This is a genomic window from Desulfobacter postgatei 2ac9 (assembly GCF_000233695.2).
GTDB classification, from domain to species: domain Bacteria; phylum Desulfobacterota; class Desulfobacteria; order Desulfobacterales; family Desulfobacteraceae; genus Desulfobacter; species Desulfobacter postgatei.
In genome coordinates, this window is record NZ_CM001488.1 from 783,743 (window position 1) to 797,620 (window position 13,878).

At 47.5% G+C, this 13,878-nt stretch carries 12 protein-coding genes and 3 tRNA genes; 4 read left to right on the forward strand and 11 right to left on the reverse strand.

The genetic code is table 11. The features are described 5' to 3' along the window. Positions 1-242: 242 nt before the first annotated feature. Entirely contained in the window at positions 243-2,033 is a 1,791-nt protein-coding gene (locus DESPODRAFT_RS20870) for a hypothetical protein (RefSeq protein WP_004071422.1), read from the forward strand. A 132-nt stretch (positions 2,034-2,165) separates the two neighbouring features. Here the strand turns inward: DESPODRAFT_RS20870 and DESPODRAFT_RS21415 are convergent, their stop codons facing one another. After that, positions 2,166-2,288 (reverse strand): hypothetical protein, encoded by a 123-nt coding sequence (locus DESPODRAFT_RS21415; RefSeq protein WP_280985107.1) that lies wholly within the window; start codon positions 2,286-2,288, stop codon positions 2,166-2,168. A gap of 91 nt (positions 2,289-2,379) precedes the next feature. Then, positions 2,380-2,655: an HU family DNA-binding protein gene (locus DESPODRAFT_RS03675; RefSeq protein ID WP_004071424.1), complete on the reverse strand. Its 276-nt coding sequence runs from the start codon at positions 2,653-2,655 to the stop codon at positions 2,380-2,382. 841 nt (positions 2,656-3,496) lie between these two features. On the opposite strand from DESPODRAFT_RS03675, the gene DESPODRAFT_RS21680 reads away from it, so the two are divergent. After that, positions 3,497-5,110: a recombinase family protein gene (locus DESPODRAFT_RS21680; protein WP_353740116.1), complete on the forward strand. Its 1,614-nt coding sequence runs from the start codon at positions 3,497-3,499 to the stop codon at positions 5,108-5,110. Here the strand turns inward: DESPODRAFT_RS21680 and DESPODRAFT_RS03695 are convergent. From DESPODRAFT_RS03695 to DESPODRAFT_RS03730, 8 genes are all read right to left on the reverse strand, one after another. Beyond that, positions 5,070-5,147, reverse strand: a tRNA-Glu gene (locus DESPODRAFT_RS03695). The two genes, DESPODRAFT_RS21680 and DESPODRAFT_RS03695, sit on opposite strands and share 41 nt — an antisense overlap. A gap of 15 nt (positions 5,148-5,162) precedes the next feature. Next, positions 5,163-5,238 (reverse strand) — tRNA-Phe (locus DESPODRAFT_RS03700). A gap of 157 nt (positions 5,239-5,395) precedes the next feature. Next, positions 5,396-6,691: an ammonium transporter gene (locus DESPODRAFT_RS03705; RefSeq protein ID WP_004071425.1), complete on the reverse strand. Its 1,296-nt coding sequence runs from the start codon at positions 6,689-6,691 to the stop codon at positions 5,396-5,398. A gap of 477 nt (positions 6,692-7,168) precedes the next feature. Beyond that, entirely contained in the window at positions 7,169-7,963 is a 795-nt protein-coding gene (locus DESPODRAFT_RS03710; protein ID WP_004071427.1) for a DUF72 domain-containing protein, read from the reverse strand. A gap of 4 nt (positions 7,964-7,967) precedes the next feature. After that, positions 7,968-8,567, reverse strand: coding sequence for a transcriptional repressor LexA (gene lexA, locus DESPODRAFT_RS03715; RefSeq protein WP_004071429.1), 600 nt, complete (start codon positions 8,565-8,567; stop codon positions 7,968-7,970). 42 nt (positions 8,568-8,609) lie between these two features. Further along, positions 8,610-9,188, reverse strand: a complete 579-nt coding sequence (locus DESPODRAFT_RS03720; RefSeq protein ID WP_004071431.1) for a lipid-binding SYLF domain-containing protein — start codon at positions 9,186-9,188, stop codon at positions 8,610-8,612. Positions 9,189-9,234: 46 nt separating this feature from the next. Beyond that, positions 9,235-9,591 carry a cytochrome c3 family protein gene (locus DESPODRAFT_RS03725; RefSeq protein ID WP_004071433.1) on the reverse strand — a complete coding sequence of 119 codons (357 nt, stop codon included), beginning with the start codon at positions 9,589-9,591 and terminating at the stop codon, positions 9,235-9,237. 176 nt (positions 9,592-9,767) lie between these two features. Next, positions 9,768-11,168 (reverse strand): ATP-binding cassette domain-containing protein, encoded by a 1,401-nt coding sequence (locus DESPODRAFT_RS03730; RefSeq protein ID WP_004071442.1) that lies wholly within the window; start codon positions 11,166-11,168, stop codon positions 9,768-9,770. Positions 11,169-11,345: 177 nt separating this feature from the next. Between DESPODRAFT_RS03730 and DESPODRAFT_RS03735 the strand changes: the two genes are divergently transcribed. Further along, positions 11,346-11,975 (forward strand): 5' nucleotidase, NT5C type, encoded by a 630-nt coding sequence (locus tag DESPODRAFT_RS03735; RefSeq protein ID WP_004071444.1) that lies wholly within the window; start codon positions 11,346-11,348, stop codon positions 11,973-11,975. Positions 11,976-12,092: 117 nt separating this feature from the next. Then, positions 12,093-12,190: transfer RNA gene (locus tag DESPODRAFT_RS03740), tRNA-Sec, on the forward strand. 504 nt (positions 12,191-12,694) lie between these two features. On the opposite strand, the gene DESPODRAFT_RS03745 is transcribed toward DESPODRAFT_RS03740, so the two are convergent. Beyond that, positions 12,695-13,873 carry a thiolase family protein gene (locus DESPODRAFT_RS03745; protein WP_004071448.1) on the reverse strand — a complete coding sequence of 393 codons (1,179 nt, stop codon included), beginning with the start codon at positions 13,871-13,873 and terminating at the stop codon, positions 12,695-12,697. Positions 13,874-13,878 lie beyond the last annotated feature (5 nt).

Here is a 13,878-nt window from a genome sequence, read left to right on the forward strand (position 1 = left end):
ATTGCCAGGTCTCTGTGCTGGCCTACAATCTGTACAAATTAGACCAGACATTGAAACAAACCACAGACCCACAGAAATCGACATTTCCGTTTCCACCACAGCGGAAAAATTAGCACAGGAAGCCTGCTCCGTCCTCGGGGCAGGTTATCCCAAAAAGTATAAAAAAATTTAGGTGGTAGCTCCTTAATTGGGGGATGTCCAATCACACCCCCCTGCCTATCCTGATTGGAGGAAAAATATTTATGTTTATACCAATTTACAGAAAATCAAACCATATCAATGTACACCTCACCACCCCTGATACTGACATCCAGAACCTAATCGACGAGATTTTGGACGAAATTTCAAGCATCAAAAAAATCAGCAACAGAAGCCGTGCCAGGGAAGCTTTGAAAAAAGTTATCCTCAATCTCATTCATGCCGAACGGACAAAGGACTGTGTCCGCATATCCAGAAATAAAAATGATTACGGGCATCACCGTATGTATGGCCAAATCTGGCTGAAATATGACCGCCTGATACCGATTATCGACGGCCTCATTGAACTTGGCTATGTCGAACATCTGAATGGGTACTGGGATAAAGAAAAAAAGACCGGATATCAAACCAAAATCTGGGCATCTGATAGACTTCGTTCTCGGTTTTTCATGGTACCTGCGACCAGAAATCACAAATCCATTGAACGGGCTGAACCAGAACAGGTCATCCAGTTAAAGGATAGTAGTAAAAAATTAGTAAGTTATACACCAACGAAACCGATTGTCTTAACAAGAAAACGCCTGGAGCAATACAATGAATTTATCCAAGAGCAGTATATCACCGTAAATCTGACAGAAGAGGTGGCAACGGATAACGAGTTCTGGTGCCACAATTTACTGAATGGGCTGTTAAATGCGAGTTATACACTTGCGGGGTTGAAATTAAATCAGGAACTTAACATCACAGACACTGGAACGGAGCACTATCATATCGTGTACATTAATCAAGAAGATAGCACTAATCCAAAGTACATCCTTGTTCCCTGTAGTGTTCCCAGCACTTCTTCATCTACCATCACCAGTACCCATACACCAGCACCACCATCCATCAACACCACAACCAGTACTTCTTCTTCATCCACCAGTACTCTTCTTTCCCATATTCAAACTCTTATACACCTATCCAGCACTAAGGAGAAACAGCCAAAACCATTGATAGACAAGGCTCTTATGATTTCAAATGATGAGCTGATGGAGTATTTTTTGAACTGGTTATTGTTCCTGAATACAGGCATCAAGCGGGGTTGGGATGACAAACAAATCAGGCAAGCTTACCGGTCCCGGAGCCGTCTTGGTAAACTTGGGATTGCGGAATTGGTTTTCAGGTTGAAATATGAAGCTTGCCACAGGGTATTCAACAACTCCTCTTTCAAGAATGGTGGCCGATTTTATGGTGCTTCCCACCTTGATATTCCCGGCCACATGCGCGGATTTATCCGCATCAATGGCGAGCCCGTTGTTGAGCTTGATTATGATGCCCTTCATGTGGTCATGCTTTACCATTTAAGGGGCATAGACATTGATTTGGCCCAGGACCCTTACGACATGATTGTTGGCCCGGAAGACCGCTCAATCAAGAAAATAGCCCTGCTCACGGCGATCAATGCCACAACAGAAGCCAAGGCCATCCAGGGTATCAGGAAAAAACTGGTGGATGAAGGATACAGAGAAGACATCTTGAAAGACAAGGCATTAAAGAGCCTTATAGCCCGGGCAAAACTGGCTCATCCTGACATTTCTGATGACGTAGCATCCGGTAAAGGCATTGAACTCCAAAACCTCGACAGCAGGATTGCGGATGCCATTTTGACCAACCTGATGGCCGAAAATATTCCAGCCCTGCCTGTTCACGACAGTTTTATTGTGCCCCAGCAATACGAGGGAAAGTTGAGACAGCAGATGCTGGAAGAGTATGAAAAAATCCTGGGATTTAAGCCCGGTGTGTCAAAGAAAGAGAAACGGTACTTCCCGAAAAAATGGAAGAATTGGAATTAAAGGCATAATAGAAAGGAAGTGTCCTTACGTGCGGACACTCCACTTTCCGCAGATTAAAAACGGTTTTCAGCCCTGACCAAATCGGTGGAAACGGGTATCTGCTTCGGGAGGTGGTACGAAACTTTGGTGTCCTTATTCAATACCTGTGATTTTACACTTCTTTAATTTCGGGCATAGGATTTCTATAGCTTCCCCTTTGTAAAAAATAACCGTATGGCCGTCCTCGCCTAAACGGACCCGTTTGTTTTTGCTCATTTGTTTCATTTCTTTGATTGTGCTTTCAAAAAAATCTAATTCCTGGCCACGATCGCATCGGAATGATGAAGGGTATATTTCAACTGCCATTTTAACAATCGACCCTATCCTTCAACTCTTTACCCGGCTTGAAGAAGGGCAATTTTTTGGCAGGCACCTGGACCGTTTTCCCTGTTTTAGGATTTCTGCCGGTGTAGCCAGCGTATTCCTTGATGAAGAAAGAACAAAATCCCCGAATTTCAATTCGGTCCCCGTTGATCATAGCTTCGGTGAGACTGTCGAAGAACAGCCTCACCACCTCGCTGGCTTCCTGCTTGTTCAATTTGGTTTTGTCTTTAAGCACCTGGATCAGTTCAAGTTTGTTCATAAGCTACTCCTGTCAGTAATTTTTGTCGGAGGGACTTTTACCGATTTCCGGGGGAATTATCAAGTTCGGAATTAAACCGTCCGTATACGGACACTTCCTCTTTCCGCAGATTAAAAAACGGTTTTCATACGTATGAAAACGCATTTCTGACATATCCCGAATGTGTACTTTTGGCCAGGCTAATAAAATACCTCAATTCTGTTTGTTAAGGCAAACAATATTGACAAATTGAATTTAATAATTATTGTCCTATTTTCGGTTGAAAACCCAGAAAGACCTTTTCAGTGTCGGGACCAAATTACGGTCCGAAAATCTTTCAAAACAGTATAAAATCTGTATCCACGAACATCAGGATACGCCCCAGGGCAAGCCAACCCTTGTCCATAAGTTAACGGCAGGCACAAAATTACCTGCCACAGGTCAGGAAGCGCGGTACGAAAATAATTGCTACCGCCAGGATTGAAATCGTACGCCACAGCTGTACGTGCTGGCTGTCAAAGCCAATCCGCCCCCTGATTTGAAAACTTATGGTCAGGGGTTTTTTGTTTTTATGCCCCAGTAAACTCCACACCCGAGCACCCATCTCGTTAAACTGGGCGGAGAAGAAAACTCCACAATCCCGAGGAAAGGCCTCGGGGAAATTGAGAAGTGTGGGGTGAAAATTTAATGGGAAAAAAACCAGATGAAGAATTCAAAGAATTAATTGAGGAAATGATAATTGAACTGGTCGTATCAATCCTCAAAAATAAAACCAGGGCAGACCAGGAACAATAAAATAAAATGAAATATGCCACCCCATTGTTTGAAGATGTGGTGGCATCCATATTAAAGGAGCGAACCTATGACAATAGAACAAGACATCAAAGGGATAGCCATTTATGTCAGGTCCAGTAAGGATCGGCATGATGTATCCTGTGAGGCACAAAGAGCAGAGCTACAAGAATATGCCATTTCCAAGGGATACAACCAGATACACATTTTTGAAGACAAGGCCCTATCATCAACCAGGGACATCCGACCGCAATTTGATGATATGGTCGGCCAGGCGACTTCTGCCAATCCCCCGTTCAAAACCATCTTGTGTAAGGACACCAGCCGATTTGGGCGGGACAGCACCGAAAAGAATGTTCTCCTGTGGCAGTTGAGGAAAAAGCATGGCATAGAGGTCGTATTCAAAGACATGCCTCACACCGGCAGTTTTATGGATGAAGCCTTCGAACAAATCATGTCAGCCATGGACTACATCCATTCACAGCAGAGCAAGGTTAAGGGCGTCGCCAGCATGAAGCAAAACGTCAGAAACGGATACCGGGCTGGTGGTCAAGCCCCGTTTGGATACCAACTTGAAAACATCACAATCGGCCAACACCGCAACGGGGACACCATTACCAAGACCAAACTAACCCCGGACCCGGAAACGGCTCCATTTGCTTGGGAATACTTTGAGAGACGGGCCAAGAATGAGCCGAGGCGAGCCATCTTGACGGATTTTCATAGGCGAGGAGTGCCTACTCCAGCAGGGTCATCTCACTGGGCGGTATCAACGGCCAAATCTATGGAAGACAATATCGACACCTACCTTGGTCATACCGTTTTCAACCGGCACAACGAAAGATTGAAGAAAAACGGCAAGTCGGATGGATACAAGGAAGGCAAAAAATTCCGCGACCGTGAAGAATGGGTTATCACCGAAAATACTCATGAGCCGTTAGTCAGCGAAAAAATTGCCCAGATAATCATGAACAACAAAGAAAAAGGATTGAGGGACAGCCCATATAACACCAAAACCTACCCCCTCACCGGGATATTGAAATGCGATGTCTGTGGCTCCAATTTCACCGGCGACAGTGGTTATTACCGGTGTAATTCAAAAAGTGTAATCGGTTCCAGATGTGTAAACAACGGCATCGCCCAGGGCAAGATAGAGCAGGTGCTGATAGCCTTGTTGACACAGGTGGTATTAAAAGTGGGTACCCTTCAACGGGTCATTGACAAAATACACCAGCGGTTTTCAACGGTCGATACCTCCAGGCTCACGGCCATAACCAAACAATTAGAGGATGTCGCGGATCAACGGAAGAAACTGATTGCCCTTCACATGAAAAACCTCATTGATGAAGGTGAGCTGGCAGCTGAATTGAAAATATTAAATGAAAAGAAGGCAGACCTTGAGCAGAACATAGCGGCTGAAAAAGCAGAAAGCCAGGTATCCGAAATATCAAAGGATGACATCAGGGAAGTTATCAACAATCTGTCCCAGGAAATAAAATACGCATCACCGGAAAAACTTCGGATGGTGTTTAACAACCTGTTTCAGGAAATCAAAATAAGTCCCAAAACCCAAAAACCGAAAAAGCCCTGGAGTAGGTTGTTGCTACTCAAAGGCATCTCGGTTTCTTTTACTGGGGTAAAAGTGGCGTCCCCAAGGGGATTCGAACCCCTGTCGCAGGCGTGAAAGGCCTGTGTCCTGGACCGGGCTAGACGATGGGGACGTACTCATATATAAATGGTGCCCAGGAACAGAATTGAACTGCTGACACGGGGATTTTCAGTCCCCTGCTCTACCGACTGAGCTACCTGGGCTCATGAGGTATTGGATTTAAACAAAAATTAAGCTTCTGTCAACACTTTTTTAAAAGATGTTGAAAGCTAAAGCCCCGAAAAGAAAAATTTGGGGGCTTTAGCATCTTGGGGATGGGTTCAGGACGATGTTATGGTTTACCCGTGATCCTATTCAATTTTATTCAATTTCAAAACCGCGTTCACCGTGGATGGCATTATCAAGACCGGACCGCTCTTCATCCGGGTCCACCCTGATTCCGCCGGTGAGTGTTTTGGTAATATATATTACGATCAGAGTGGCAATCGCCGCAAAGGCTGCGGTGCCGATGACGGAAATAAGCTGGATCCCCAATTGTTTTGGATTACCGTAAAAAAGCCCGACCGCTCCTTCCGTAACTGTCGGTGTGGCAAAAAGACCTGTGGCCAGGGCCCCCCAGATACCGCAAAGTCCATGGATGCCGAAGGCGTCAAGGGAGTCGTCATACCCAAGTTTCTGTTTGATTACGGCTACGCCTATATATCCTAAAACACCGGCAACTGTGCCAATGGCAAATGCGCCACCAAGGGAGACAAATCCTGCTGCCGGTGTGATACCCACTAAACCCGCAACCGCACCGGAGGCAAGTCCGAGAACCGTGGGCTTCCCTGATATCTTCCACTCAGTGAACAACCAGGCAAGTCCTGCAATAGATGCTGCCGTGTTGGTGACCATAAATGCGGATGCTGCCACGCCATCGGCCGCGAGTTCACTGCCCGCATTAAAACCAAACCAGCCAAACCACAGAAGCCCGGCACCCAGTGCAGTAAACGCAACAGAGGAAGGAATCATGGCTTCTTTTCCATAGCCATTGCGTTTGCCTAAGACCAGTGCCAGCACCAGGCCTGATACACCGGCATTGATGTGAACAACGTTACCTCCGGCAAAATCCAGGGCATGTAGGTGATGCATCCACCCCCCGCCCCATGCCCAGTTGCATACAGGTGTATAAACAAATGTAATCCACAGGATGGTAAACAGTATCCAGGAAGAAAATTTCATTCTGTCGACCACAGAACCCAGCACGATGGCAATGGAAATGCAAGCAAAAGTCATCTGGAACAGAACAAAAATTATGGTGGGAATGGAACCTGATACAGAATGAATGTCAATGCCGGATAAAAACAGATGACTCAGATTGCCGATAAGAAGAGAGTCGCTTTCTCCAAAGGCCAGCGAATATCCCCAGGCCACCCAAACCACAGATGCCAGACAATAGGCCACAAGCGTCATGGCAATGGTGTTCAGCAGATTTTTATATCGTGACATACCGCCATAGAACAGGGCCAAGCCGGCCGGCGTCATCATCATGACAAGGGCCGTGGACATGATTACCCATGCGGTGTTTCCGGTATCAATGGTGCCTTCTCCGGCCAGGGCCGGGCATACATTGAACATGATCAAGACAATGGTAAGTATACAGTGTTTGAACATCATATTTTCCTCATTTCTGGTTAAATAAGATAATGGTTAATTCCCAAAAGAATAATTTTTTTTGCAACCACTTATCAATCAACAAATTTGTTCTTAACAATTAGCAAATGTTATACCAAATATATTTTACCGAGTGATCGATCTAGGGCAATATATTGAAATTAAAAGAAAAAATATCAGATTTTGTTTCTTACAAAATATCTTGAAAAATAGGAAATTTTTATTAATCCACAAAAATGTCGAATTAAACATCAAACTATGGTACAAAAATGTTGTTTTTTACCAACACGCCTTAAGTATTTCTATATATCTCAAATTTCGAACTGGATGTGGGGGCTATTATAAATTTTGAAAAAAATAGGCGGAACATGAAACTACATAATTGTGATCTTTTGTTATATGCGACACGCCTGGCTGACGGTTAAGGCATGTGACCGAAATAACTTAACCCGGGAGGATTTAGCAAAATAAGCAAGTTATTTAAGACCGGCTCCTAAGCATGTTGATCAACTGTCGGCAGTTATTTGGCGCCTGCCCCCTGACGTGATTGTTGAAAAAAACGGCACCTGTGTCTGCGGCAGGGCCAAGGGTGTTGGATATGGTTGCGACAACAGACTTTAGCTCGGCGTTACTGTAATTGTAGTCAAATTGTTTCTGCATGTTGCCGGAGCCCCACCCCTGGCTGTTCCTGCCGTGCAGCCGCAGGTAGAAAAGCCGGGGATTGGTAACAATATCCAGTCTTGGGAAGAAGCCGGGCAGGTCCGGGCCGTCCACGGTCACCAAGGTGACGGCCCGCCGTTCAAACTCATAAAACACCTTGTCATGGACCCAGGAGGAGTGCCGGAATTCAACGGCCACCGGCAGACCTGAAAGCTCATCCAGCAAGGCTGCCAGGTAAATTCTCCGTTCCGGAGTGCGCGAGAAATAAGGCGGCAGCTGGACCAGTATGCACAAAAGACAGCTTGCCGCTTCCAGCGGGGCAATGCCCTGACGGAACGTCAATACTTCCCGAATCCAGGCGGTTTTGTCCACTTCATGGGTCATGGTGCGGGTAAGCTTAACGCTGAATTTGAATCCCCGGGGGACCTGGGCTGCCATCCGCTCCAGGGATCGGGCTTTGGGCATCTGGTACCAGGTGTAGTTAAGTTCCGTGGCCTTAAACATTTCTGCATAGGCCGACAGCATACCGGCAGCGTGGGTGCCGGTCGGGTAAACCCCTTCGGCGACCCATTCCGAATAAGCGTAGCCGCTGGTACCTGCATACAGTCTGTCCACCGGTTTATTCCTCGTCCATAACCTGGGCAGAGCGGATGATGCCAATCACCTTGCCCTGAATCATAACATCGTCAAAACCATAGGTTTGAGGACGAAAAGCAGGGTTTTCCGCGCGCAGTTCAATGTGGTCGGGGTGCAGAAAAAAACGCTTGACCGTGGCTTCCTCTCCATTGATCAGTGCCACCACGATTTCCCTGTCCACGGCATACTGCCGGGGTCTGCAGATTGCAATGTCCCGGTCAAGGATACCCGCATTTTTCATGGACTGCCCCTGGATCTTCAAGGCAAACAGGTTATCGCCGGGAAACAGGGCGTCATCCACCATAAGGCTTCCGTCCCACTCCCGGGTCGCATAGATGGGTAGTCCGGCTGTGATCCGACCTACAATGGGGACAACCTTTTTGCGATGTTCCGCATTCATCGCGCCGGGCTTATCCAGAATAACAATGTTTCTGCTGTATCGACCCAGTCTGCGGATATACCCTTTGGTTTCAAGCAATTTCAGGGTCTGTGCCACGGCGGCATGGCTAATGTCAAGGCTGTTGGCCATACCTCTAAGACTTGGGGTTTCTCCGGATTGCCCAAGTAGCGATGAACATGCCATCACTTGAGCTGTGCTTGTTTCTATCGTTATGTAGACAAACCTTTATTTAAAAAGGGTGACGTCAAATATCTGCCCGCCAATAGCGGCCTCATACATCAGACCGGCTTTGGCGTGGATAAATACAGCCATACCTTTGTAATATCCTGTGTTTGCCTGTATTCCAGTTGCCGGACCGGCACTGGCCCCGGCGCTTCCACCGTCACTGCCGGCCTTGGCCTGGGCCCCTGCAGTGACCACTACGGCTGAAACTGAGGCATCAAACTCATATGATCCGTCGGTAAATTCATCATAGGCCCGTTTGTCCTGGAAAAAGATAATTTCGGAAAAAGCCTGCCCACCCAGCTGAAAACCAAGGGTTATTTTTGTAATGGTGGCAGTACCGGTGATCAGATCATCCTGATAAACCCGGCCTTGACCATAGGCGCCTCCGACAAAAATGCCGGCCTTGCCCACTATCGGAAATACCGCATATCCATAGCAGCTGTCAAAAAAGGGCTGAACCGCTTCGGCCCTCTTAAACACATTAATCGTATTGGTGTACGAATCCGCAAACGCCGGAACAGTAAAAAAAAGAGCTAAAAGAGCTGACAGTACAATAATGAAAAATTTTGTGGATTTCATTGGTCACTCTCCTTTCAAGGTTGGGGTTGTATGTTCGGCAATCCTGTCAGGAGTGGCAGCCGCTGCAACTGGTAGGACCGGATTTTTCTCCGATTCTCTTTTTTGCTTTATGGCACGCAATACAGGTCTTAGTCATCACCTGTTGTGGTCTAAGCGCACCTATTTTTTTTGCCTCATCCAAAGTACCCGGTTTTTTTCCGAAATCCTTGTGACAAACGGCGCAATCCTTAACAATGGTCTGGTGAAGTTGATGTTTAAAGGGAATCGGCCCCTTGCTCCCGCCATTCAGGGTCAGTTCAGGGCGACCGTTATCCTGGGCCATTATGCCGGATACCGGGATCAACGACAGGCCTGCAATGAGACTGCAGGCAGCAAGACAAGTTGTAATCACTTTTTTGTTCATTTTTTTGTCCTTTTTTTAATGTTACCGAATTAAGGGACTAAGAGACTTGAAAAGATCTGACCAATTATTACCACAGATGTTTGGAAAAAAACAAGAAAATGAGCCTGTATATTGAGTGTTGAGTGAACCTGTTATGACCATCCAACAGGCAACGCACAAGACAAGAGGTATGTCCCTTAATTTCCCATTCGAATGTGGGAGACAAAAAAGTCCCTGAATTCATCCTCCCTGTGGCTGACATATAAAATGGTGCTTAATTTTTCCATTGCCACCTGACCTAAAAAATCCAGGACCGCATTGCGGTTGGCGCGGTCCAGCCCGTGGGTAGGTTCGTCCAAAACCAGAAGATCGGGTAATTTTATCAGAGCCCTGGCAATAAGCGCCAGTCGCTGGTCTGCATAGGAAAGGGTACGGAATGGGGAGCCTGCCTTATCCCTCAGACTGGTACGTTCCAGCCAGGCCATGGCTTTTTTTTCGTCTTCAGGCCCTGGCCGCCGGTATATACCAATGGTGTCATAAAGACCGGACATCACACAATCCAGGACGCTTCCGGCCACCCGGTAGTTACGATGAAAATCCGTGCTGACAATGCCCATCCTTTTTTTCAGATCCCAGATGGACTCCCCGGTACCCCGACGAATGCCAAACAGCCACAAGCTGTTCCGGTAACATGCGGGATGGTCGCCTGTAATCACCTGCAGCAGGGTTGATTTGCCGCAGCCATTAGGACCTGAAATCAAGGTATGGTCGCCCGGGGCTACGCACAGGTTAAGATGGGAAAAAACCGGCTTGCCGGAATAACTCGCATGTCCGTCTTCAAGTCTGACCAATTCCGTTGTCTGAGGCACTTCTCCGGGGAGAGCATTTTCGGAAAAAGTATTTTTTACAGGTTTCAGATCATTGATGTCCGCTGAAAAATTCGCCTGTCCCTGCAATTCAAAAAGCCTGGGCAATATCTCCTGTCGAGACCCCTTAAATGGCATCTGCCCATTTTCAATCACCGCAATGTGGGTGGCGCCGGCGGGGATGTCCCCGGGATCATAAACAAACACCAGAATACCCATTCCGCACCCCCTGCAATGATCCAGTGCCATATCAAGCTGCCTGCAGCCAGCCTTGTCCAGGCCGTCAAAAGGGGACTGTATCAACAGCCATTGGCTGCCCGAAGATATCCTGGACAGCAGCAGCAATTTTCTTGTCTGGCCCGTGGATAGTTGTCGATACCCCTGCTCCAGGAGATGATCCATGCCAAAGGCGCAGATCATATCTGTGTATTGATCCGGATCATGAATAAAGGCCCGGGCCGGCGTACCCGGGTCCAGACGGTCCATAAAATCGGTATCATCACTTTTGAGTTCCTGTTCAAAAACCTCCTGCTGGCCGGCAAAGGAAAAAATCCCCATATCTTTGGGCAGACAGATTTCAGTATCCGGAATTTTTGCGTGGTCTAGGGACAACAGGCTGAAAAAAGAGTCAATGCCGGATCGATTTTGGCCCAAAATGCACCAGAACTGGCCGGGCGCCGCTTCAAATAAAGGAATATTTAAATCAGGTGTTTTTATATTTTCAAGTTTCATGGCCGTATTCAATCAGGTTTATGGTATTTCGGCAAGCTTGAATTTTCTATGGAGGAAGGGCCTGGGTCGCTTTTTCTGTATTTAAACAATTGATTTTGCAAAACGCCTGATATTCTGCTAAAAGCCTTTTGTGGGAAATAATGCCGTGTTGAATGCACAATAAAAGAGGGCAGACAGGTGAACTATTTTCAACCCAAAACCATATATGTGGATGTGGATGATGTCGTGTCCAGGACCACAGAAACCTATCCGGATGTCGTGGCCCAGGAGTTCGGCAAAACCGTCTCTTTTGAAAACCTGACCGGTTTTGATCTGAAACATTGTTTTCAGTTGACGGATGATGAGTTCAAATATTTTTTTGACCTGGTTCATAAGCCTGATTTTCTTATGGGATTTAAGCCGGTGGAAGGAGCGGTTCAAACCCTGAAGACATGGACTGATATGGGGCACATCATTGATATTGTAACAGGCCGTCCCACCTCGACCCAGGAAGCAACTCTGGCCTGGCTTGAAATGAATGATGTGCCTTTCAGGGGATTCATCATGGTGGATAAGTACAACCGCCCCGGAAATGACCTCTGCCTGGCCATTTCAAAAGAGGAGTTATCCATGATGGCTTACGATCTGGCTGTGGAAGATTCCCCGGACATGGCCCTGTTTCTAGCCCGGAACATGGGGGTACCCACGGCATTGATCCACAAGCCCTGGAACCGGGAGTGCATCAGACATGACAACTTGGTTCGATGTGCGTCCTGGAACGAAATTTTTCCCATGGTCAAAGAAGTGGTACTTGAAGGAACCGAATAAATTATTTAAGGCCGGAACGAAAAACCGAATATCTGCAACGCACATATTTGTTGGGCCTTTAAAAGAAATTGACAAGCAATGAGCTAAAAGTATATTTTGTATTGTATGTAAGACTACGGAAGCACGCGGCTCACTGGTGGGGCCCTCGGACTTCAAATCCGATGTGCGGGGCTGATACCCTCGCGGGTGGGTTCGATTCCCATGTGCTTCCGCCATTTTTGTAAGCACTATGTAAGCAGTTCAACCGTTTTTTTAATGATTTTCTGATAGAGTTTTTCCTGCATCCTCTCACCCCAAAACATTTTCCATACTCCAAACGCTATGCCCACCTTCCAGACAGACGGGTTCAACAAGGCGGTAACGCTGCCGGGAATGCCATTGAAAATCGAGGATAATTATGAGCAGTTTAAAGCCGCTTGGCAAAAACATTTCAGGAGTTGAAGTCACCAATATTTCTACCCATGGAATCTGGCTGCTGTCCGGGGACCAGGAGCGATAATACGGGAAATTCAAAAGTACCGTTTCAAGAAAAAAATGCTCAAACCAGGTCTTTTGCCGGAGAAGCTGGTGCCAGATCCAGAAACGGCTTTGCCAAAGCTTGAATGAACCGTGTCGAAAGTGCTCCCATGGTCTCAAATTTGGAACATTAAGGGAAGGAGTACGTCGATATATTGCCTCCCAAAGTTACGACTCACGAGTTAAAAAAGCGTTGCTGACGCTCAACGTTTTTCAAATAGGGCGGCGGCACCCATGCCGCCGCCGACACACATGGCAACAATACCATATTTGCCGCCGACTTCCTTGAGATTGGCAATGCATGTGGCGGTCAATTTGGCGCCGGTGCATCCCAAAGGATGTCCAAGGGCGATGGCCCCGCCGTGAATGTTTATTTTATCCATGTGTTTTGCAAGGCCGGTTTCCCGGATGCAATGCAACGCCTGGGAGGCAAAGGCTTCATTGATTTCATAGATGTCGATGTCGTCAATGGTCATTCCCACCTGTTTAAGCACTTTGGGGATGGCATATTTGGGACCTACGCCCATCTCGTCCGCCTTGCAGCCCACAGTGGTATACCCAAGCAACCTGGCAATGGGGGCGAGGCCAAGTTCCTCACACTTTTCCCTGGACGCGACGATGGTGGCTGCCGCCCCGTCCGTGGTCTGGGAAGAGTTACCGGCAGTCACGGAACCGTTCACTTTGAACACCGCCCCCAGTTTGGCCAGCCCTTCCGGTGTAGACGCCCGGATGCCGTCGTCATGTTCAACAATAAAAAATTCTTTTTTATATGTGCCGTCAGGCTGTACAACATATCTGTAGGCCGGGGTAGGGACAATTTCAGTGAATTTTCCGCCGTCTCTGGCTGCCATGGCCTTGGTCTGGGACCGCGCGGCAAAGATATCCTGATCTTCTCTGGAGATGTTGTATCGGCTGGCCACGTTTTCAGCGGTGATCCCCATGGATACATACATTTCAGGATAGGTTTGGCAATATTCAGGATGGGGCCGGGGAACGTTGCCGCCCATGGGTACAAATGTCATGGACTCGCAGCCCGCACCAATGCAGATTTCCGACCAGCCCGCAGAGATCCGCACCGAGGCCAGGGCAATGGCTTCAAGGCCGGATGCACAGAACCGGTTCACCGTGGCACCGGATACCTTGTCCGGGAAGCCTGCCATTTTAGCCGCAATCCGGCCCAGGTTAAGTCCCTGTTCCGCTTCGGGGAACGCGCAGCCCAGCATGACATCGTCAATGTCTTCGGGTTTCAGGTTGGGGGTTCTTTCAACGGCTTCCTTCATGATAAAGGAAATCAGCTCTTCGGGCCGGGTCTGGCTGAACAACCCTTTCTTTTGCTTGCAGCCCGGGGTCCGTACCGATTGTATTATATATGCCTCTCTCATTTTTC